This is a genomic window from Moritella sp. 24, from assembly GCF_018219155.1.
In the GTDB taxonomy this organism is placed as follows: Bacteria; Pseudomonadota; Gammaproteobacteria; order Enterobacterales; family Moritellaceae; genus Moritella.
In genome coordinates this window covers 2,151,723-2,173,884 of record NZ_CP056123.1, presented here as the reverse complement: position 1 = coordinate 2,173,884, position 22,162 = coordinate 2,151,723, and the positions used below count along the sequence as shown (strand labels likewise).

At 38.8% G+C, this 22,162-nt stretch carries 18 protein-coding genes; 7 read left to right on the top strand and 11 right to left on the bottom strand.

Features of this window, described 5'->3' with window-relative positions; translation table 11 throughout:
- Window positions 1-182: 182 nt before the first annotated feature.
- The 5 genes from HWV00_RS09775 to HWV00_RS09755 form a co-directional block, all read right to left on the bottom strand.
- Window positions 183-494 carry a YebG family protein gene (locus tag HWV00_RS09775; RefSeq protein WP_211686016.1) on the bottom strand — a complete coding sequence of 104 codons (312 nt, stop codon included), beginning with the start codon at window positions 492-494 and terminating at the stop codon, window positions 183-185.
- A 527-nt stretch (window positions 495-1,021) separates the two neighbouring features.
- Entirely contained in the window at window positions 1,022-2,326 is a 1,305-nt protein-coding gene (locus HWV00_RS09770) for a ferric reductase-like transmembrane domain-containing protein (protein ID WP_211686014.1), read from the bottom strand.
- A gap of 503 nt (window positions 2,327-2,829) precedes the next feature.
- Window positions 2,830-3,105, bottom strand: coding sequence for a hypothetical protein (locus HWV00_RS09765; RefSeq protein WP_211686012.1), 276 nt, complete (start codon window positions 3,103-3,105; stop codon window positions 2,830-2,832).
- Between the two features lie 58 nt (window positions 3,106-3,163).
- Window positions 3,164-4,108 carry a DUF6236 family protein gene (locus HWV00_RS09760; RefSeq protein ID WP_211686010.1) on the bottom strand — a complete coding sequence of 315 codons (945 nt, stop codon included), beginning with the start codon at window positions 4,106-4,108 and terminating at the stop codon, window positions 3,164-3,166.
- A 115-nt stretch (window positions 4,109-4,223) separates the two neighbouring features.
- Window positions 4,224-4,796 (bottom strand): lecithin retinol acyltransferase family protein, encoded by a 573-nt coding sequence (locus HWV00_RS09755; RefSeq protein WP_211686008.1) that lies wholly within the window; start codon window positions 4,794-4,796, stop codon window positions 4,224-4,226.
- A gap of 680 nt (window positions 4,797-5,476) precedes the next feature.
- On the opposite strand from HWV00_RS09755, the gene HWV00_RS09750 reads away from it, so the two are divergent.
- The 7 genes from HWV00_RS09750 to HWV00_RS09720 all read left to right on the top strand — a co-directional run bounded on the left by HWV00_RS09750 (window position 5,477) and on the right by HWV00_RS09720 (window position 16,663).
- On the top strand, window positions 5,477-6,091 hold the full coding sequence (locus HWV00_RS09750; RefSeq protein ID WP_211686007.1) for a paraquat-inducible protein A: 615 nt from the start codon (window positions 5,477-5,479) through the stop codon (window positions 6,089-6,091).
- Complete coding sequence (locus HWV00_RS09745; protein WP_211686005.1) at window positions 6,072-6,695, top strand: paraquat-inducible protein A; 624 nt, start codon at window positions 6,072-6,074, stop codon at window positions 6,693-6,695. Before HWV00_RS09750 ends, HWV00_RS09745 begins: the two co-directional genes overlap by 20 nt.
- The gene (locus HWV00_RS09740) at window positions 6,682-9,393 is read left to right on the top strand and encodes an MlaD family protein (RefSeq protein ID WP_211686003.1); all 2,712 of its coding nucleotides are present in this window, start codon (window positions 6,682-6,684) and stop codon (window positions 9,391-9,393) included. Before HWV00_RS09745 ends, HWV00_RS09740 begins: the two co-directional genes overlap by 14 nt.
- 95 nt (window positions 9,394-9,488) lie before the next feature.
- Window positions 9,489-10,949, top strand: a complete 1,461-nt coding sequence (gene rsmF / locus HWV00_RS09735) for a 16S rRNA (cytosine(1407)-C(5))-methyltransferase RsmF (RefSeq protein WP_211686000.1) — start codon at window positions 9,489-9,491, stop codon at window positions 10,947-10,949.
- A 339-nt stretch (window positions 10,950-11,288) separates the two neighbouring features.
- Complete coding sequence (locus tag HWV00_RS09730; RefSeq protein WP_211685999.1) at window positions 11,289-11,933, top strand: DUF2760 domain-containing protein; 645 nt, start codon at window positions 11,289-11,291, stop codon at window positions 11,931-11,933.
- The gene (locus tag HWV00_RS09725; RefSeq protein WP_211685997.1) at window positions 11,930-13,744 is read left to right on the top strand and encodes an Hsp70 family protein; all 1,815 of its coding nucleotides are present in this window, start codon (window positions 11,930-11,932) and stop codon (window positions 13,742-13,744) included. Before HWV00_RS09730 ends, HWV00_RS09725 begins: the two co-directional genes overlap by 4 nt.
- Window positions 13,745-13,852: 108 nt before the next feature.
- On the top strand, window positions 13,853-16,663 hold the full coding sequence (locus HWV00_RS09720; RefSeq protein ID WP_211685995.1) for an Hsp70 family protein: 2,811 nt from the start codon (window positions 13,853-13,855) through the stop codon (window positions 16,661-16,663).
- Between the two features lie 86 nt (window positions 16,664-16,749).
- Here HWV00_RS09720 and HWV00_RS09715 read toward each other — a convergent pair whose 3' ends face one another.
- From HWV00_RS09715 to fabF, 6 genes are all read right to left on the bottom strand, one after another.
- Window positions 16,750-17,001, bottom strand: a complete 252-nt coding sequence (locus HWV00_RS09715; RefSeq protein WP_211685993.1) for a DUF2960 domain-containing protein — start codon at window positions 16,999-17,001, stop codon at window positions 16,750-16,752.
- Between the two features lie 237 nt (window positions 17,002-17,238).
- Entirely contained in the window at window positions 17,239-18,012 is a 774-nt protein-coding gene (locus HWV00_RS09710) for a TatD family hydrolase (RefSeq protein ID WP_211685992.1), read from the bottom strand.
- A 1-nt stretch (window position 18,013) separates the two neighbouring features.
- Entirely contained in the window at window positions 18,014-18,985 is a 972-nt protein-coding gene (holB, locus tag HWV00_RS09705) for a DNA polymerase III subunit delta' (protein WP_211685990.1), read from the bottom strand.
- Window positions 18,985-19,629 carry a dTMP kinase gene (tmk, locus tag HWV00_RS09700; RefSeq protein ID WP_211685988.1) on the bottom strand — a complete coding sequence of 215 codons (645 nt, stop codon included), beginning with the start codon at window positions 19,627-19,629 and terminating at the stop codon, window positions 18,985-18,987. The genes holB and tmk overlap by 1 nt, the downstream gene beginning before the upstream one ends.
- A gap of 16 nt (window positions 19,630-19,645) precedes the next feature.
- The gene (gene mltG, locus HWV00_RS09695) at window positions 19,646-20,644 is read right to left on the bottom strand and encodes an endolytic transglycosylase MltG (protein WP_211685986.1); all 999 of its coding nucleotides are present in this window, start codon (window positions 20,642-20,644) and stop codon (window positions 19,646-19,648) included.
- A 166-nt stretch (window positions 20,645-20,810) separates the two neighbouring features.
- A complete protein-coding gene (gene fabF, locus HWV00_RS09690) occupies window positions 20,811-22,055 on the bottom strand; it encodes a beta-ketoacyl-ACP synthase II (RefSeq protein ID WP_211685984.1) in 1,245 nt (414 codons plus the stop codon).
- Window positions 22,056-22,162 lie beyond the last annotated feature (107 nt).

The following is a 22,162-nucleotide window of genomic DNA, read 5'->3' as shown; positions in this document are numbered from 1 at the left end:
TTGTTCTGATATAACGTAATGGTAATTATGTTATATCGCATGTATAAAATTTATCGCTATTATAGAGCGATTGCAATTAAATGCTATCTTTAATCCGCTAACTTAACCCGAAAAGGTGTTAAAAAATAACTATTCTGGTGATTTTTTATGCTTTCGCAAACAATAATTAAGCGTATGAAAGATTAAGCCGCTTCTTTTTCTGCCGCGCTTTTTGAGGCTTTTTTAGCTTTTGGTGTCTTTTCTTCGCTCTCTTCAGACGCTTTTAATTTACCGCCTTTTAAGATTAGCTGTAATGATGCGCTGTTTTGCGCTAGGTATAATGCTAATTCTTCGGTAAGACGATCATCGATCTCAAGTGATGATGTGCTGATAAAATCTGTTAGACCATCTGCTACATCTAACATCTTGTCATATGCATCTGCTTCTTTTTTACTTGTCGACGTCATTTTTTCCACACCATTTCGTTCAACTACATACTTTACTATTACGGCCATGAACCAATCCCCTAAATACACTGTATATTATGACAGTGTATTTAGTATTACGTATTTATTCAAGTGATTGATAATTATTTAATCTAAATTAGACTCGTTCTGCGTCTATACCGTTGCCAACAAGAGTACAGCACCCCATTAAGAGAGAATAATTATTCGTTCAATAACCTTCACGCCTGAATCAGACACCGTCATAATGATGATTGCGAGCTATAATGGGAACAGAAGAAACATCAAAATCGTATGATTTAACCAGTACTCCATATACAGCAAACATATGTGATTAAAGAAAATATCTTTTAGGCATGTACGCCACCAGCAGTTTACGAAATCCACAGCTTGGCTTGATTATAGTTTAATTAACAGCATATCTGGGTTTTGATGCATCATGCCGTGGTTATAAGTAATAACGCCATTTAATTGAGGCTAAATTCACTGTACCACGACACTACTATTTCCATCTCATTGCAATCTGAGTCAGAACAGACCTAGCAGACTTGAACTTAAAGATAAATGAAACGTCATTCTTATCTAAATTCAAACAGCTCTCTATGAAATGATCTTGCTGGGAGGTTTGCTTTGATGAAATCTCTTTCAAGTGTTTTGCCAAGCTCGGAGGGACCACAGAACCATACGCTGCAATGTGTTATTTTTTCAACGTAGCTGATAACCTCTTCACTGCTGAATCGATCCTCAACGCTGGTATTCCTCAAATGCAAAGAAATACCTACCTGTTTGGCTCTTTGCTGTAACTCAGCCAAAAGTGTTTTGTCTTCCTCTCGATAGCTGTAGAACAAGTTTACAACCTTCGCCTTTCCTACCATCTCTATCGCAGTTAAGAATGGCGCGATACCTATGCCCGCAGCAAACCAGATATGTTGATGAGCATCGTCTTGAAAATTAAAACAACCATAAGGGCCTTCAATCTGAGCCATTTGGCCAACAGCTAGGGTATTCATGAGCGAATTAGTATAATCACCATTGGCTTTAATCATCAGGCGTACATTACCATCATTGTGATAGGGAGACGCCAAACTAAATGGGTGTGGCCGTTCTTTGTCATCGAACCCCACAAAAGCAAACTGACCAGATTGATAAACAAACTCAGGAGCGTCAATCTTAAGCGTCACCTCAATACCATTGTTTATTGGTTTAATATCTTTAACTTGAGCTTTATAGCGTTTTTTTGTGCCATTCAAGTTAAATATAGTGATTAAACAACCAACCGTCGCTAGTCCACTCACGATAAAAAGTATTGCGCCGGGAAAGCTCAGCCATAAGCTAGCGTCAAAGAACATAATCATGTGCAATACCAACAACAGGTAAAGGTAAGGAAGTACCTTATGTGTTAACTGAAACACGTTATGTTTGAACTTTTTAATCCAAGCAATCAGAACGAAAGCAGCGGAAAAATAAAAACCGAATTCTCCGATGAGCTGAGCGGGATCACCCAAAGAGTCTATGAGTTTCCAAAACGGATAGGTTTCATCCTTAGCTGCAACATACCCAAGATCCATTGCAAAATCATCGCTCAAAAATGACATCCAATGAAACAGAACCGAGAATACTGCCGAAATACCAAGATACTTGTGTAATCGGTACTGCTTGTCTAGCCCACCAAGCCAACGTTCTAATGGCCAGTGCTTAACAGAAAGAGTGATACACATCGACATCAAAATCATAGATACGATACCGCTGTAATTCACTAGATAAGTACGTATCTGCCAGAACTTAGACCATTCAAGTGTTGCGGCCCCTACTTGCAACGCGCTAATAGGAACAAGCAAAGTGACGAGCACAATGCCAAAAGTTAGCATTAAATTTATATTCATAGTCTTATTTCAACCTACAACAGTTAGAACTGAAGCTAAGTTACCACTGAAAATGTGAAAAACTTGTTATTCAGAAATTTCAGGTGGTAAGAAGGGCATGTTTAATGTGGATTGCAGAGGTTGGTAAATGCTTTTTTAATATGGGATACAAGTCACTACAAGAGTAACATCGCGTGTGTTGTTGTGATATTACAAATCACTCCTATTCCCCACACGAGAAAATATATGGATAATAAATATGAATAGATTGCAGTAGAGCGGTTAATCTAACTCATTCGTGGACAGAAATGGCTTAGAATTGAAACTTTAAATGGTATAACTCGCATTACAGAAAGTATTGGTAAATGAGATTAACGCCTTGTTATGAAGTAACGTTCAACGACAAAGATAGGACGTTTTCATCACTATCAATGACTTATCCCTCTAACTTAAACTGAACGCCGTAATCACGCAACTAGACCAAGTAAAAGTGCTAAGCGTGCCTAGTCATTTTAAACGGTTTGTTATGAGTCATTTTTAAGTGCCATTTTTTCTTTGTATTTTTTATACTCTCGGCTTTTAAAGTACCAGTCACAACCAGCAAAAAACATAGCTCCAAGTAAGGTGATTAAATAGACTCTGTACGAAATAAATGGAGACAAGTCTAAATAAAACTCATTCCTAACAAAAGCACCTCCAAATATAAATGGAATGCAAAAACCTAGACCATGACCTAAGTAATGTCTAAAAAATCCTTTCTTTTGAACTCGTAACCACTCAATTCGCCTTCTCCGATCCATCTGCTGCTCCCTAGAGTTTCCAATGACAGCTGTTCACGTGTACGCGTTTAACGACTTGTTAGCTAGGTGTTATCCCGCATTTAGTAATAGAAGACAAGTATGATAGCTGGCTTGCTCCTATGGCATCTTTATGCTCTTTCGTTTTAGTTGCAGTAACCTTAATGCTTGAAGCAGCTCCGCCAAAAATAAAAGCCCCTAGCTTAAACATGGGATCTTCAAAAAAATGACTAAAAGTAAAACCTCCAACAACTGAAGCGGTACTCAGCTCTCGAGATACACTGAAATTGGCAAAGTTACAAAAGCCAAATTTTTCATTACTAACAATATTAAGGTCTGAAATAGCATTATTTAATTTCTTAACATAATAGTTACTCGCAGTATTTGAGTCATTAGAGTTTGTAATTTTGAGGTACAACTCTGTCAGGGTATCATCAAGAGCAAGCAACTCATCAGAACGTTTACATTTAAAGTCTAAAATGGTTTCTAAAGGAATATCAGCTCTTGGTACAGGTAAGCAATTTTTCAGCTCCATTTTTGCAGTTAATTGCTCTACTTCGTGCTCTTTAGGTAAAATTAACTCACTACCATTTTGATGAATGGTCCACTTTGTTGGATCTTTTTTAATTAGCTCTCCCATTTTCTCACTTGCTAGTAAAAAGTGATCATTTTGGAGATACTTTACCAGTTGCTGGCCAAATGGATCCATCGTGGATTGTTGTGTCGGATCGCAGTATAGTCCACCTCCAGTCCACTTAACATAGCCTAAATCTGGCTCCCAATCCGGATTATTTGCCGTTTTCAAAGACAAAATACCAGCTTTATTTAGTAACTCTTTCTCTTTATCTAACTCACAGCGTATTGGAAAGGCGTCTATAAGTGCGATTTCATCCCAATATAAACAAAAGTACCTCAAATGCTCGGGAGTTATATCAGCCGAAATAGATAATTTTGAAGCTGTTACATTGACAGCATAAGCTGACGTCACGATACCATTTCCAATCATCCACTAACTCCTAATCCAAATGTAACCTAGCGCCTAATTAAGCAGCGAAAAATTGCTGGCTAAACTTAGCGACGGAGAAGCAAAACCAGCTTTTTGCGTCCCTTTAAATGACTTGTTAGTTTTTTAGTTTACGATAGAGCTTTATTGCCATGTAACCAACGCCAGCGATTGGAGCTACAATTGGAGCTGTTGCACTACCTACAATTGTCGTTGCAGCAAGAGCGGTTTTTTCAGCGGTAGTTAGCGCCATTTTTTTTGTTGAACTTTTGATGATTTCGGTATCACCAGTATTTACGGCTTTAACTGTGGTGGCTACATTGCTAATAATCTCTCCCATTGGCGATAAAGCCCCCACGATAGTCTCAACTACTTCCGTGTGTTTTCCGGTTACAGTCCAACAACAGAAATGCTCGCAGTTATTTGAATGTACATTATATAACAGCTCACCTAAGCGACTTTCAGCTCGATTCACAATCTGTGATCGGCTATAGCTAGGATTTTGATATTCTCTTTTGTGGAGAACTTCACCACCAGTAAAATCTGTAAGCGAAGTTTTTAAAACTGGACCAGATTGCAAGCCATCAGCAAGGCCACTGTAATGAATAACTTGATTATTACCAACATAAATACCGTGATGAGTATAAACTTTTCTTGAAACCAACAGATGATCGCCAATTCTCAACTTCATTATTAACTCCTACAAACTGATTTGTAATGAATATATTGCATGCTTCAAGTACAGCAGGCTTCCCTTAACAATTAACAAGGTATTTTACGGAATTCCGTATAATACCTAGAAAATCACTAGCGTTAAAGGGGTGGTTATTAAATTGTTATTCAATAACAATGATTTACACAATATTTATCATTGATTAGTATTATTTATTATTTCTTATTTCTTATTTCGATATACAGAATGCCGTTATTTATACAGGTCCGTACAAACAACGAAAACACAGATGGATCACATATAAATCAACAAGTTAATATCTAGAGTGCTTACAAATAAAGCCAATCTAGGTCTATTGAAATTACTAAGCATTTATTTAATAGAATCCATAAACAAATGTATGGAAAATTGATATGTACATACTGTGAGTGAATTAAAGCTCTAACACATTTTGGGGCAACAATGGCGCAACTTCAAATTAGAGCAATAACGTAAACAATACATAAAATATGCTTATTATAGATACTACATACTAAATAAGTCCTGCTTTGACAGAAACCAATGATGATAAACTTGTGATACTGTTGATATTTGCAATAAAATAATGCTATTAATAACGCAATATAAATGTGCTAGATTTCTATATAAGAAGTCATTTCAAGAAATAGCATAATGAAATTAGCTGTTGGCGGGTATAAATGTCGAATATTAGTGTCTGTAATAAATGTGATCTGATTGTAGATCATATCGCTATAGCAAAAAATAAGCATGCGCACTGCCCTCGCTGTAACTCTCTGTTATATACGAATACACTATTTTCTATTAGCACCATTTTAGCACTTTCAATCACTGGACTTATTCTTGTTGTGATCGCAAATGTGTTTCCCATGTTTACAATTACCATGCTAGGCGTTGAAGATTCTGCAACACTTATTCAAGGTGCATGGGTTCTATTTCAGAAGAAATTTTATTTTGTTGGTTTACTGGTTATATTTTGCAGCTTTATAGCGCCTTTTCTATTTCTTTCTTGTCTTGCACAAGTTTGTTTATTACTACTAACCAAACGAAATACACCACAGTTAATATTATTGCTCAAACTGGTTAATTTTTTTACCGAATGGAGCATGCTCGAAGTTTACCTCGTTAGCTTTTTAATTGCGGTATTTAAACTATCCGATATCGCTGATATCGAGTTTCAACTCGGTTTACTGAGTTTTGTGTCACTCATGTTTATTTCGAGCCTTATCATGTATGGGCTAAACCTAGAACTTTTCTGGCAAAAGATGGAAAAAAATGCAAAACGCGAAAGATAATCAAATTGCGAAATGCCACGAATGTAATTTACTCATTAGTGTAAAACAGGATGTTAAACGTCAACGCTGCCCTCGTTGCTTTACCCGCGTCCACTTTCGAATTCCCCGCAGTATTCAAAAAACATGGGCGTACTTGATCAGCGCTGCAATAATGATGATTCCAGCGAACTTTTTACCGATAAGTACACTCACAAGTACGGGACAAGAAACACCAGATACCATCATGTCGGGCACGATAGCATTAGCCCAAAGTGATAACCTTGGTATTGCGATCATTATTTTTGTCGCCTCAATTTTAGTGCCCTTGTTTAAAATCATCGGTCTAATGCTTATTTTATTGTCAGTTCAAAATAAAATATTCATTTCAGCAAAACGAAAACTATTACTATTTAATGCCATTCATTGGATCGGGAAATGGTCCATCATGGATTTGTTTGTTATATCAATTATGGTCGCGGTGATTAACCGAGGAAATTTACTCTCTGTTGATCCCGGATATGGAGCAACTTGCTTTGGATTAGTTGTCGTCTTGACAATCTTAGCCGCTGAAAGTTTTGACACACGTTTAATTTGGGATTTAAACCATAAAAATGAAAGAAAATAACGAGCCAGAGATGCCGGAAAACTGTAATGCGCCAAAACCGGTATTACACAAACCGAATGTAATGTCCCCTATCTGGTTGCTACCCATTGTGGCGATAGTTCTTGGGATCTACTTAATGTATCAAAGCATTGCCCAATCAGGCATTGAGATTCGCGTACACTTCTCCAACGCAAATGGTATTGTCGCAGGTAAAACACTGGTCAAATACCAAGGTTTAATTATCGGTAAAGTGAAAAACATCGCCTTAGATGATGATCTAAAAGGTGTATACATTACAGCTGAAATAGATAACAAAGCAGAACAAGTACTGCGTAGTAATACACAGTTTTGGTTAGTTGCACCTAAAGCCTCAATTGCCGGTATTTCAGGTTTAGATGCGCTTGTCACTGGTAACTACATTGATTTATTGCCTGGTAACGGAGAGTTCAGTGTCGAATTCACCGCAGTTCAAAATGCCCCGAACAATCCACCAGATGAAGGACTCATTGTCCATTTAACCGCAGATAAGCTGGCATCTGTACGACCTGGTTCTGAAGTGTTTTATAAGAAGATCCCTGTTGGCCAAGTACATAATTTCACACTCGACAAAGTGACAGATCAAATAATGATCGAAGCCGTAATCAAGAAACAATATGGCTATCTCGTCAAAGATACCTCACGCTTCTGGAATGCAAGTGGCATCAATGCCGAGTTTGGTTTTGATGGTATCAAGGTTGAGACTGAAAGTTTAACCGCCATTATTAGTGGTGCTATCGCATTTGACTCTCCAGCAGAGGGTAAAACCGCATCAGATGAGCAACTGTATACACTATATAGTAGTATCAGTGATGCAGAACGTGCGTTACAAGTTGAATTTAAATTGAGCAACAGTAACGATATCAAGGCTGGCAACAATATCTATTTAGATGGACAAAAAGTCGGTGAAATAAAGCAAGTCATCATCCCATCAATATTGCCAACAACGCCTGGTTCAGAACAGTCCGCGACAGCTATCGCTGATGTAGACCCAGAAATTGAAGAGCTCTTGCGTGATGGAGCCCAGTTCTGGGTTGAAAAAGCACGACTATCGCTTTCTGAAAGTAAAAATGTGGCGAATCTTGTTACTGGTAATTATATTCTTTTTACCCCAGGGCAAGGAGAGTTAAAAACAACGTTTGATTTAGTATCGAACGTTGACGATCTCATACCGAGTAAGCAAATTTCCATCTCAGCTAATGATGCTAATGGCCTTGCCGTTGGTAATAAGATCTACTACAAGAATTATCCGATTGGTCATATTAGCCACGTAGTATTTAACACGAAAACAAATTTAATCGATTTAAATGTTAATCTTTATCAAGACTATGCACACTTATTGACTGCATCATCACGCTTTATCAATATCAGCGGCGTATCTGTAAATGCAGGCATTTCGGGGGTCAATATAAAGTCAGCGCCTATCGCAGCGTTAGTCAGTGGTGGTATCGAGCTTGTTAACAACCCTGCGTTTAAAGCGAAAACTAAAAATCAACAATATCGACTTTACCCTTCTTTAGCACTGGCTAAATTAGGTAACAATGCCTTTAAAGCAAACAAGTCTATTACTCTCGTCAGTAAACCGAATCACGTTATCTCTAACGGTGCGCCAGTATACTACCGTAAGTTAGTGGTAGGCTCGGTTGCAGAGTTCCGCTTAGCGCCAGATAATGAGCATGTCATTATTACACTAGACATTCTGAGTCAATACGCACACCTTATTAACAAAAATAGCGTATTTTGGGATGTATCAGGTATCGAGATCTCTGGTAGCCTCAGCAATCTACAAGTACAAACAGAGTCACTGCTTACTATTGCTGCTGGTGGCATTAACTTTGATAACATCAAACCAGTTAATGCCAATAAAGTCAGTTTAGCAAAATCAAAACGCAGTCATTACAAGCTTTTCCGTAGTTTTGAAGCTGCAACGGATAATCGACCTGCAATTACCTTAACGTTTGATTCTGGCTCAGATATTAATATCGGCACAGAGCTAAAGCATAAAGGTATAAAAGTGGGTGAAGTCAGTGACATCAAATTAAAAGTCGACCAAGGGTTTATTGAAGCCACTGCTAAATTAGATACCGACTATGCAAATTACTTTACGCGTCAGGGCAGTCAATACTGGTTAGAACGTATAGAAGTCGGTTTAGACGGTATCAAAAATGCGGATACAATACTCTCTGGAGCATATATCAATGTCACCAAGGGTGAAGGCAATAAAGTGAAACGCTTTAATGTACTCAATGCAGCCCCTGACATTGCTGCTGAAGAAGTTGGCTTGTCTGTTACGCTGTCTAGTGCTCGACTAATGGGATTAACAGCGGGTACATCTGTTTATTACCGCCAGATAGAAGTCGGTTCAATCACTCACTCAGAACTCGCAGAGTCAGGGGACAAGGTATTAATCACACTTAATATCCAACCTGAATATAGACATCTGGTTCATAACGATAGCCAATTCTGGGCCGTATCAGGCTTTAATGTAGATATTGGTCTTACTGGTGCTACCTTAAAAGCTGAGTCGTTAAAAACGATCTTAGCGGGCGGTATTGCCTTTGCAACGCCAACCCCAGATAAAAACAGTAAATTGGCTGCACCATTCTCACAATTCAAATTAGCACAAGAAGTGGATCCTGATTGGTTAAAATGGAACAGCAAAATTCACAACCCCGCTAAATAAAATAATGCGATACCCCACTACCTCAAGTATCCCAAACTTGAAGTAGTTGGGGTATATGGTAAAATAGACACTTCTTTCTTAATTGAGCCTGCAAAGTGCATTCTAATATTAAATTGCCTGAAGATTACCTTACTCTAATGAGTAGTATCATCCCTGAACACCTTTCTATGGATGATTTTATTACGTCTTGTAAAACGCCCTTAAAAACCAGCGTTCGTGTTAACACACTTAAAATTTCTGTTGCGGAATTCACCGAATTAGCAAAGACAAAACAATGGAATCTAACACCTATCCCATGGTGTGAAGAAGGCTTTTGGTTACAACAAGAAAACACTGACACTAAGCTAGGTAATAGCTGGGAACATATCGCAGGTCTTTTCTATATTCAAGAAGCAAGTTCAATGCTGCCTGTTACAGCATTATTCAAAGAACAAGTATCAGGTACAACAGCTCAATACGATACAATTCTTGATTGTGCATCCGCACCGGGTTCTAAAACGAGCCAAATTGCAGCATTATGTAACAACAATAACTTCATCGTTGCTAACGAATTATCTTCAAGTCGTTTGAAAGTGTTAAGTGCCAATATCCAACGCTGTGGTATTAAAAATATTGCACTGAGTCATTATGATGCCAATGTATTTGGTACATGGTTACCTGAGCTATTTGACGCAGTATTACTTGATGCACCATGTTCAGGCGAAGGCGCGATCCGTAAAGACGACAAAGCCATGCTTAATTGGTCTATCGACAGTATCAATGAAATTGCCGATATACAGAAAGAATTAATTGAAAGTGCGTTTAAAGCGTTAAAACCAGGCGGCACATTAATTTATTCAACCTGTACGTTAAACGAAACAGAAAACCAAGCGGTATGCCAGCATCTAATGGACTTGTACCCAGATAATGCAGAAGTTATCCCACTAAACGATTTATTCCCTACAGCGAATGATTGCTTAACATCGGAAGGCTTTTTACACGTATGGCCACAGATTTATGACAGTGAAGGTTTCTTCGTTGCTAAGTTCACAAAGAAAGAGTCTCTGAAATTACGCCCAATTAAAAAGAAAAAGCGTTTAATATTCCCATTCAGCCCAGTAAGCCGCATTGAGAACGACGCGATCCGTGATTACTTCCGCGAGACATTCAGCTTTGAATTTGAAAGTGGCGTCTTCTATCACCGAGATAGTGAAATCTGGTTATTCCCGAAAGAATTCCCAGCGTTCATCGGCAAGTTTAAATTTGACCGTATCGGTATTAAGATTGCCGAGAAGTTTAAAAAAGGCTTCCGCGCACAACATGAATGGGCGCGTACATTCGGCCATCAATGTGACAAAAATGCCGTATCACTGGATATCGAACAAGCAAAGCAATACATCATGGGTCGTGATATCAGTTTCTCAGATATCGAAATCGATAACCTCGATGAATTACAAGGTGAACTTGTTGTGCTGCTAGAAGGTAGTGTACTGGGTCTTGGTAAACGAGTGAATCAGCGTTTGAAGAACAACTATCCACGTGATCTTGTTCGTGATAACAACCTATTTAATGAGTAATGTCACAGCTCATTTTATGATGTATCACACACTATTTTAATGCCAGTTTGATATACGTAAATTATTTACTATATTTAATATTACAAGAATGACAGTTTCCCTAAGCTCACTACAAGGATTTGTATTGGGCTTTTTTTTATTTATTTTTAATAAATCACTAATCTTAAAAATATGTTTCTAATTATTCCAGCTAAAATGGCTATTCTTTGTTCCTAACTACATATTATTTGTCCCTAACTACAGGCTAAATAAGCTAAAAAATCACATTATGCTCCGCTAGATTAATAACTATGATAAAATCGTCGTTAATATTGATTTATACAAACTTGAGTAAAATATATGAATTTCGACCTTACAAATATCTCTGAATTACCAGCCGGCCCAGATGCTGCGCATGTCACCTTATTCGCGATAACGTTAATCTTGCTATTAATAACGTTACTTCGAGGTGGTAAAAAAACAGTTGAAGTAGAAAAGATTGTTGAGAAAAAAGTAGAAGTGGAAGTTGAAAAAATTGTTGAGGTAGAGGTAATCAAACACGTAGACGTTGAAAGAATCGTTGAAGTTGAAAAGATTGTTGAAATCAAAGCACCCCTACAAGAAGCAAGTCCAGCTGCCGCATGTCAGCTTTTATCACTATTACAAAATGAAGCACGTTTTGTTGACTTCATTCAAGAAGACTTAACAAGTGCAACAGATGAACAAATTGGCGCAGCAGCACGAATTATTCATACGGGCAGCAAAAAAGTAATCAATGAATACTTCACATTCACACCAATTCGCAGTGAAGAAGAAGAAAGCCAAGTAACGATCACTGAAGGTTTTAATCCATCAGAAATTAAACTAGTTGGTAACGTACTTGGTTCAGCACCATACCGTGGTATTTTAGTCCACCAAGGCTGGAAGATTAGCAACGTGAATCTACCTAAACTGGCACAAGGCCACAACGCTAATATCGTTGCTGCGGCAGAGGTTGAACTATGAGTGAAGTAAACGCAACATACAGTATCGGTATCGATTTAGGGACAACACACTGTGTATTATCATACATAGACCTAACAGATGAATCTGACCAAGTAGCAAAACAGCTGTTTGCAATTCCACAATTATCTGCACCGGGTTCTGTGACTGAAAAATACCAGTTACCTTCATTTGTGTATCAAGCACATGAAGACGAAATCAGCCAAGATCAAACACCATTACCTTGGGACGGTGAAAACACTGAACTTGTGGGTGATGTAGCACGTCAACTTGGTTTAAAAACACCGATACGTTTAGTATCAAGTGCAAAAAGCTGGTTAAGTCACGCAACAGTAAGTCCACACGATGCGATCTTACCTTTCTCAAGCCCTGATGAAATTGAAAAGATCTCACCTGTTACTGCAACAAGCCAATATCTAAATCACTTAGCAGCAGCTTGGAATGATGCTCACCCAGATGCACCTATCTCAGAGCAAGATGTTACGATCACAATTCCTGCATCATTTGATCCAGCGGCGCGTAACTTAACAGCGCAAGCGGCACAAGATTTAAACCTTAAACATTTAAATCTACTGGAAGAACCACAAGCAGCTGTATACAGCTGGTTAGAAGCATGTGGTGACGACTGGCGTGAGCAGGTTGAAGTTGGCGATACGATCCTAGTTGTCGATATCGGTGGCGGTACAACCGATTTATCATTAATTTCAGTTGAAGAATCGGAAGGCAATTTAACATTATCCCGTGTTGCAGTAGGTGAGCATATCCTACTTGGCGGTGATAACATGGATTTAGCCCTTGCTTACCGTCTTAAAATGAAATTGATGCAAGAAGGCAAACAATTACAGCCTTGGCAGATTCAAGCTATCACACATGCATGTCGTGATGCGAAAGAACAGTTGTTATCAGATAACGACATTGATTCAATGCCAATCGTTATCCCAAGCCGTGGCTCTAAGCTCATTGCTGGTACGATGCAAACTGAATTAACACGTGAAGAAGTACAACAAACTATTCTCGATGGTTTCTTCCCTGAAACTGCTGTGACAGAAATGCCACAACAGAGTACACGTACTGCTCTGACTCAAATCGGTTTACCATATGCACAAGATGCAGCAATCACGAAACACATTGCTCACTTCTTAAATAAACAACACGACGCATTAGAAACTGACGCAGGTGACTTCATTAAGCCAACTGCCGTGCTATTTAACGGTGGCGTATTTAAGTCAAATGCGATTAGCGATAAGCTGATGGGGATTATCAATAGCTGGTTAGTGTCTGCTGATGTTGAAGAAGAAGCAGTGCTATTAACGGGTATTGATCTTGACCTTGCTGTTGCAAATGGCGCGTGTTACCACGGCTATGCGAAACAAGGTAAAGGCGTTCGTATTAAGGGCGGTTTAGCAAGTGCATACTATGTGGGTGTTGAAAGCTCAATGCCTGCAATCCCTGGATTTGAAGCACCACTTGAAGCGGTATGTATCGCACCATTTGGCCTTGAAGAAGGTTCAAATGTAGATGTAACAACGCATCAGTTTGGTTTAGTTGTTGGTCAACCGGTTAAATTTAAGTTCTTTGGTTCAACGGTTCGCCGCGACGATGTGGTTGGTACACACCTTGATTTCTGGCAACCAGATGAACTTGACCAGTTACCTGATATCGAAGTATCACTTGAAACAAGTTCACGTAACAGTGGTGATGTTGTTCCAGTGTCACTTTCAGTCACAGTCACTGAAGTCGGTACGCTTAGAGTTGAAGCTATCGCAAGCGATAGTGATGAAGCTTGGGAAATTGAGCTTACTGTTCGCCAATAAGGTGCAAACAGTACATCAATAAACATAATTTAGCATTACAGATTATATAGCTAAATGTATACTTAACTCAGGGCACTTTGCCCTGAGTTTTATTATATGGAGTTTTTAATGCCCTCACCTGTTTCTAAAACAGCGCAATTTGTAATTGGCATCGATCTTGGCACCACACACAGTGTTCTTTCTTATAAAAATATCGATGATTATCAAGCCAGTGCTTCTGTATTCTTAGTCGACCAATTGGTTGGTCCTGGCGAAGTAGCAAGAAAACCGTTGCTCCCTTCATTCCGCTATCATTTCAACGATAATGAAATTGCGCCAAGCGATTGTATTTTACCTTGGAAAAAGAATGAATTTAACGGTGAAATCACCAATGTTATCGTGGGCCAATGGGCGCGTGATTTAGGCACAAAAACCAAAGGCCGCTTAGTATCAAGCGCTAAAAGCTGGTTATCTCATCCAAGTATCGATGCACAAGCCGCTATTCTCCCTTGGGCTGTTGAAGATAATATCGAAAAAGTATCGCCTGTTATTGCCAGCGCCAGTTATCTTGCCCATTTCCAATCTGCTTGGAATTATCACAACCCAGATCACCAGCTCGCAGATCAAAACATTACCATTACTGTCCCTGCTTCTTTCAATGATACAGCTCGCGCATTAACACTTGCCGCAGCCGATCTTGTTGGCTTAACAAACGTAACGCTACTTGAAGAACCACAAGCTGTTTGTTATGACTGGTATCACCGTAACAAACAAGCTAAAACAGATTTGATTGAACAAGATAAAACCATGCTTGTTTGTGATATAGGCGGTGGTACAACCGATCTTAGCTTAATTGAGATGTCATTAGATCACGGTGAATTGAATTTAAACCGTGTTGCAGTTGGCGATCATTTAATGCTGGGTGGCGATAATATAGATTTAGCTCTAGCACATATTGTCGAATCAAGAATATCACCAGATCAGCGCTTGCAGTCAGCCGCTCTCGGTCAATTAATTCAGCAGACACGCCAAGCAAAAGAACTCTTTTTATCAGAGCAGCCACCAAGTACCACTTCTATTACTTTACTTGGCCGTGGTTCAAAGCTTATTGCACAATCTAAAAAGTGTGAGCTGACCAAAAATGAAGTTGTTGATATGGTCTTTAATGGCTTTTTGCCAAATAGTTCATTTAATGAATTACCGACACATCGAAAAAATGCGGTGGTTGAATTTGGTTTACCTTATACATCAGATCCTGCTATTTCAAAACACATTGCCGAGTTCATCCATACATATTATGACGTAGCAGCAAGCGATGACTATGATCCAGCCGTTGTACCTGCAGCTGTACTTGTTAATGGTGGTATTTTTAATAGCCGACAAGTTAAGCTACAAATAGACAAAGTACTATCTAGCTGGAAACAACAAAAGATCCAAATGCTACATAATGGTAATCCAGATCTGTCCGTTGCTTACGGTGCCGTTGAATTTGGCTTTGCTAAAATGGGTAAACAGAAACAAATAGGCGGTGGTAGCCCACGTAATTACTTTATTGAAATTACTGACCGCTCAGGTAAAACACAATCAATTTGCCTACTTCCAAAAGGTACTGAAGATGAAAAAGTCATTAATTTAGATAGCCGTTTGTTCTCATTAACCATTGGTGAGCCAATCCGTTTTAATCTTGCCACTACAAGCCATGAAAGTAATTTCAAGCCGGGTGATATAGTTGGAAAAGAATTTGAGACTGAATTAAAAGGTAAAACACCATTGCCTCCTTTTGTTGTTACTATTCCAGAGCACAAAGATCACAAACGTTTTGAATCTGTTTATCTATCTTGCAAGCTAAGTAGCATAGGTACTTTACAGCTTGAATGCGTAAGTGAAACAAACAGCAAGCAACGTTGGGCTCTTGAATTTTCTGTTCGCCCGAGTTTATCAAATAAGTCCGCAGGTAATGATTCACAGGATATCGCTGATATTAAACAGCGTCACCCTAACCTACCTGATGCGATCAAATTGATTGAAGCTGTATACGGTGCAAGTAGTAAGAAAAGTGATCCTAAATTAGTCAAATCGTTACGTAACGATCTTGATAAACGCCTAGGTAAACGCGACACGTGGGATACAGACCTACTACGTGAACTTGCAGCACCTTGCCTACAGTTTGCTAAAAACCGTCGTCGAACAGAGCAACATGAACGTAATTGGCTTAAATTAACCAGCTTCCTGCTTCGTCCTGGCTTTGGCTACCCTGCTGATGATTGGCGTATTGAGCAGATCTGGCCAACGTTCAAATCAGCGATTCAATACAATAAATCGACACAGTCTTGGAGTGATTGGTGGAATTTATGGCGTCGTATTGCAGGTGGCTTAAATGAGCAACAGCAGATTGAAATATACGATACGATCTCTGTATATTTTGTAGAAGACAGCAATAAGCACGCGAAAATAATCAACCAAGCTAAACAACGTAGCTACGATGATATTATCCGACTAGCAGCTTCATTAGAGCATATTCCAGTGGCGCTAAAAGTTGAGTTTGGTGAGTATCTACTCGCTAAACTCAAAAAACCACAAAATCAGCAATTACATTGGTGGGCATTAGGGCGTATCGCTTCTCGTGTTGCCTTTTATGGTAGCCAACATAACGTTGTTCCTCGCCATATTGCAGAGACATGGCTAAATACGATTATCGATGCCGACTGGCAGAAAGAACCGCATATAGCTTTCTCAGCAGTGATGATCGCAAGAAAAACTGGCGACAGAGAAATCGATATTCAAGATAAAGTCAGAGATGCGGTGATAGAAAAACTAACGCAAAATAAACTATCGGAGTCTTGGTTAGAATTAGTACGTGATGTACAGGTTTCTGATGAAACGGTAATGAAGCGTATTTTTGGTGACAGTTTACCAACTGGTTTAACGTTACTGTCGTAGGGTTTATTATTGACTTGAATGGGTGATCTTCTTTGATCACCCATTATTTAATCTTTTTGACTATTTAAGAATTATTATTTAATCAATTACTCTTCAATACCATCTTTAATAAACCAAACGTTACTAAAGCCTAATTTAGTAAAGTGGTTTTTACGGAATTCTCTTACCGCTTTCGTACCTTTAGATACATCTTCAACTTGTTTTTCCATGATCAAATACTGCGTTAGGTCGATGCCTTCTGCTGCTGCAGCCGCTTCATAGATATGGTGGAACTGTCTGTATGAAAATGGAATTTTCTTATCTTCTTTTTTATACGTATAGGTAACTAGGTGAGCCAAAATGCCTCCAAATAATAATTGAATTCGATAGTTCGTCACAAGAATATCGAGATAGTACTGTAACTTATTAAGATAGTACTGTTAACTTATCGACATGTAATATTAAATGATCAAACAGGTCCATAAATTTGTGGAGATAATACCACACTCAACTCTATCGTCAAAAATTGAGTGTAGTATATGCCTAAGTTCCGTCAAGATGCTATATCAGAGACGAGTATAGGTATTAGTACGATATTACTTTTTAGCGTTAAACAGCTTAAAGTAGTTCTCTGTCGTTGATTCAGCTAATTCCGCGAAGCTTACACCACGTAAATCAGCAACGAATTCAGCTACAGCACGAACATACGCAGGTTGATTTTCTTTACCGCGGTAAGGTACTGGCGCTAAATAAGGCGAATCTGTTTCAACTAACAATCGGTTAGCAGGTATTGTCTTCACTACTTCTTGTAAGTCTTTTGCTGATTTAAACGTAACAATACCTGAAATAGAAATATAAAAGCCCATTTCCAATACTGCAGCAGCCATCGCGTCAGATTCAGTGAAACAGTGAATAACGCCCCCGACTTTTTCTGCGCCTTCTTCTTTTAAGATACGAAGCGTATCGTCAACAGCACCACGAGAGTGAATGATAAGTGGCTTACCTAATTCAATCGCTACTTGGATGTGGTTACGAAATGATGCTTCTTGAATCTCTTTATTCTCAGGCGAATAAAAATAATCTAAACCTGTTTCACCAATCGCGACAACTTTTTCGTTTGCAGCTAATGACAATAGCTCTGATTTCTCATAATCGTCTTCAAGGTTAAGTGGGTGAACACCACACGAAGCATGAATGTTATCAAACTCCGAAATCAACGACAGCATTGTTTTAAAACGCGGTAACGTCACTGACACACTTAATAAATGAGAAACACCGCGCTCAGTTGCTTTGTTAACAACATCTGCAAGGTCAGTATGAATTGAATCGTAATTTAAGCCATCTAAGTGGCAATGAGAATCTACTAGCATATTAATTTATAAATCTTTTAAGTTTGATCAAAAATGACAGCACAAGTGTTTCAGCAGTTAAATTATTATTTTGCATTAATAGCTGACGCAGTTCTGTTAACTCTGATTGTAGTTGAGTAATCTTATCTTGTGATAGTTGACTTGAAAAGTTCGTTAACCAATCAAGTTGGTCCGCGTTAACAATGTAATCACGCCCTACACCTCGAATTACTTTTTGTAAGTCGAGTAAGATAAATTGTAACCAAGATAGCTTTTCTAACGTGCGGTCCGAAATAATTTCACATAATCGCGTAATAGCTGCGGGCTGTTGCGTTAGTAATGTGATATTAGAGAAGATCTCTTTACGCAAATCATCATCACCGTTATTTAAATAGCTTAGCGTGTGCAAAGGTGCGCCGTGATTAATTCGAATAGCGGTGAGTGTTGGACTTTCTATCGGGAACTGTTGCTGTAGCCACGTTAATGTTTCTTGCTCTGGCGGCGCAGGTATATGCAACTTCTGACAACGACTGTAGATTGTTGGTAATACCTGTGATTTATTTTCAGCCAGCAAAATAATGTAACTGCCATCACTCGGTTCTTCGAGTGTTTTTAATAAAGCATTCGCTGATGCTAAATTAAAACTTTCAGCATGCTCAATAATAACGACTTTATTTCCTGCAAGCTGAGATCGTTCATTCAACTTTTGGCTAATATGTCTTATTTGATCCACACCAATTATTTTACCGGGTTCCGTGGATACTAAGTAATAATCGGGATGAACACTCGTTTCTAATAATTGGCAAGGGTGACACTGATGACAAGGTTCCCAGCCGATCGGTTCTTTACATAATAAAGTTTGGGCAAGTGTCTGCGCATACGACAATTTGCCCATACCGCTCGCACTAGTAATAAACAACGCATGATGTAAACGACCTGCAGTCATTTGCGTTTGCTGTTTTTCCCAATGAGGTAATAACCAAGGATATAACATTAATCAACGTTCTTTTGATTACAATGAACATTAGCCATTAATGTATCTCGGATTTGTGTTTGAACATTTTCAATGTCCTGACCAGCATCCACACTGAAAATCGTGTCATCTGCTGCAGCAAGTTCTCTATATTTAGCACCAATACGTTGGAAAAATGACAACTGTTCTAGTTCGATGCGATCTAACTCTCCGCGAACCTTAGCACGTTGCAAACCCACAGCCGGATCGATGTCTAATAATAATGTCACATCTGGTTTAAAGTCACCGATTGCAACTTGGCGTAATGTATTCAATACATCGATATCGAAACCACGACCACCACCTTGATAAGCAATAGAAGATAAATCGTGGCGATCACCAACAACCCACTGTCCTTTTGCAAGCGCAGGTTTAATCACGTTTTCAACTAGTTGTGCACGAGCAGCATACATTAACATCAGCTCTGCCGACTTGGTTAATGGCTCTTCGGTATTCACCTCTTTAACAATCGCACGCATTTTTTCGGCAAGTTTAGTACCACCGGGTTCACGTGTTGTGATCACATCTGTGATCCCCTGCTCTGCTAACCAGCTAATAACGGTACTTACTGCTGTACTTTTACCTGCGCCTTCAAGGCCTTCAATTACTAAAAATTTTGCTTGCACAATAACTCTCTTCAATTTATTTCTTTAAAATGTATTTACGAACAGCACGATTGTGTTCTTTTAAATTCTTTGAAAAATAATGACCACCATCACCACTGGCAACAAAATATAAGTAATTTGTTTTTGCCGGATGTAATGCTGCATCAATAGACGTTTTACCAACCATTGCAATCGGTGTCGGTGGTAAACCTCTAATCACGTAAGTGTTATAATCTGTTTTTTGACGTAAATGTTTACGACGAATATTACCTTTGTAGTCATCGCCCATACCATAAATAACGGTTGGGTCCGTTTGTAAACGCATACGTTTATTCAATCGGTTAATAAAAACTGATGCAACCGTTGTTCTTTCGCTTTCTAATCCTGTTTCTTTTTCAATAATAGATGCGAGAATTAACGCCTCGTAAGGAGTCTTCAACGGTAAATTCTTGTCTCTTGTTTCCCAAGCCTGCTCTAAATAAGCCTGTAATTTTTTGTGTGACTTTAAATATAGTGCTGAAACAAGCGTACCCTGCGGATAAAAATAAGTTTCAGGCAGCATTAAGCCTTCAAGCTTAGGATTTTCAATTTGTAAGAACTGCGCTAATTCTTTTTCAGATAAATCAGCAGTGTCATTTACAAGACCCGAAACATTCACTAGCTGCTGGCGCCATTCCTTGAATGTAGAGCCTTCAATAAATGTAATTTTATGTTGGAATTCATCACCTGATTCAAGATGTTCAAATAATGTTTTAAAATCCCAACCAGCAGTTACTTTATAAGAACCCAGTTTAATATTCGTAATACCCGGGTTCTGCTTAAAAAAGACACGTAAAAACACCTTAGATTCTAAGTCGATCTCTTCGAGCATCTTGTTAGCAATAGATTGTGCAGTATCACCAGGTGAAACAGTGAGAATATGGTCGGCAGTTACGCGCTCGATAGAAACAAATGATTGATAGCGTGAATAAAAAAGTACGCATGCAATTAATAGGATGGTAAACAGTAACGAAATAGCAGTAATTATCTTTTTCATGGCTCAATGCGTAAATTAAATTCAGCACACATTTTACACCAATGAAAAATTGTTTGATACATGCAAGGTGCGTTAATCACCTTGCATGTGCATATCAAATAACTAAAAACACCTAATTATGTAACAAACTGAATAATTAGCTGTCGAAAGTCATCGTGTTGATATCTTAATCCGCTTTTTTAAATAAAAGCGAACCGTTAGTACCACCAAAACCAAATGAGTTTGATAGCGCATATTCCATATTCACTGCACGCGCACCATCTGTTACATAATCCAGATCACAACCTTCACTCGGATTTTCCAAGTTAATTGTTGGCGGTAATATTTGATCTCTTAATGCAAGGATCGTAAAGATAGCTTCAATTGCGCCTGCTGCACCAAGAAGATGACCCGTCATTGATTTAGTCGAACTGACTGCAAGTTTATAAGCATGATCACCAAAAACAGATTTAACCGCTGCAGTTTCTGCTTTATCGCCTGCAGGTGTTGATGTGCCATGCGCATTCACATAACCAATTTCATTGGCTTGGATTCCAGCATCTGCAATCGCATTATTCATTGATAACGCCGCACCTGCACCATCTTCTGGTGGTGATGTCATATGAAATGCATCGCCACTCATGCCAAATCCAACTAGCTCAGCATAAATCGTAGCTCCACGAGCGACAGCATGTTCATACTCTTCCATCACTAACACACCAGCACCATCGCCAAGTACAAAGCCATCACGGTCTTTATCCCAAGGTCGACTTGCTTTTTGTGGTTCGTCATTACGTGTTGATAATGCTTTCGCTGAACCAAAACCGGCCATACCCATTTCAGTTGAGCCTTTTTCAGCGCCACCTGCAACCATGACATCTGCATCACCATATGCAATCATACGAGCTGACTGCCCGATACAATGCGTACCTGATGTACATGCTGTTGCGATCGCAATATTTGGACCTTTAAGGTTATTACGAATAGATACATGGCCTGCAACCATATTTACAATTGTCGATGGGACAAAAAATGGACTTACTTTGCGCGCACCGCCTTTAACAAAACTATGCACATTTTGCTCGATAAGACCAAGGCCACCAATACCTGAACCAATTGCAGTACCAACTCGGGTTGCAATCTCGTCTGTAATCGTTAAACCTGAATCTTGTATTGCTTGTTCTGCAGCGGCAATACCGTACTGAATAAATAAATCCATTTTACGGCAGTCTTTACGATTAATGCCAACAGCCTCAGCATCAAAATCGTTAACTAAGCCAGCAAACTTGGTTGAAAAATTAGTGGTATCAAAGTGCTCAATATTTTCAATGCCGCTGGTACCAGATTTTATTGCTTCCCATGATGACGCAACAGTGTTGCCAACCGGTGAAACAATACCTAATCCTGTAATTACAACTCTTCTATTAGCCACACTCGTTCTCCAAATAGGCAAAAAAAAAGCGGTCTTGCGACCGCTTTTATAAATTTATAAAGTCATTATTAAAACAACTTCATTTTGATTATCTCTCGTTGAGAAAC

Bases quoted from the DNA above. Each gene is read 5' to 3' on its own strand.
- HWV00_RS09760 (WP_211686010.1), bottom strand. From the start codon at position 4,108: ATGATTGGAAATGGTATCGTGACGTCAGCTTATGCTGTCAATGTAACA.
- mltG (WP_211685986.1), bottom strand. From the start codon at position 20,644: ATGAAAAAGATAATTACTGCTATTTCGTTACTGTTTACCATCCTATTA.
- HWV00_RS09720 (WP_211685995.1), top strand. From the start codon at position 13,853: ATGCCCTCACCTGTTTCTAAAACAGCGCAATTTGTAATTGGCATCGAT.
- HWV00_RS09750 (WP_211686007.1), top strand. From the start codon at position 5,477: ATGTCGAATATTAGTGTCTGTAATAAATGTGATCTGATTGTAGATCAT.
- HWV00_RS09765 (WP_211686012.1), bottom strand. From the start codon at position 3,105: ATGGATCGGAGAAGGCGAATTGAGTGGTTACGAGTTCAAAAGAAAGGA.
- HWV00_RS09770 (WP_211686014.1), bottom strand. From the start codon at position 2,326: ATGAATATAAATTTAATGCTAACTTTTGGCATTGTGCTCGTCACTTTG.
- HWV00_RS09725 (WP_211685997.1), top strand. From the start codon at position 11,930: ATGAGTGAAGTAAACGCAACATACAGTATCGGTATCGATTTAGGGACA.
- holB (WP_211685990.1), bottom strand. From the start codon at position 18,985: ATGTTATATCCTTGGTTATTACCTCATTGGGAAAAACAGCAAACGCAA.
- HWV00_RS09740 (WP_211686003.1), top strand. From the start codon at position 6,682: ATGAAAGAAAATAACGAGCCAGAGATGCCGGAAAACTGTAATGCGCCA.
- HWV00_RS09755 (WP_211686008.1), bottom strand. From the start codon at position 4,796: ATGAAGTTGAGAATTGGCGATCATCTGTTGGTTTCAAGAAAAGTTTAT.
- HWV00_RS09775 (WP_211686016.1), bottom strand. From the start codon at position 494: ATGGCCGTAATAGTAAAGTATGTAGTTGAACGAAATGGTGTGGAAAAA.
- HWV00_RS09745 (WP_211686005.1), top strand. From the start codon at position 6,072: ATGCAAAACGCGAAAGATAATCAAATTGCGAAATGCCACGAATGTAAT.
- HWV00_RS09710 (WP_211685992.1), bottom strand. From the start codon at position 18,012: ATGCTAGTAGATTCTCATTGCCACTTAGATGGCTTAAATTACGATTCA.
- HWV00_RS09730 (WP_211685999.1), top strand. From the start codon at position 11,289: ATGAATTTCGACCTTACAAATATCTCTGAATTACCAGCCGGCCCAGAT.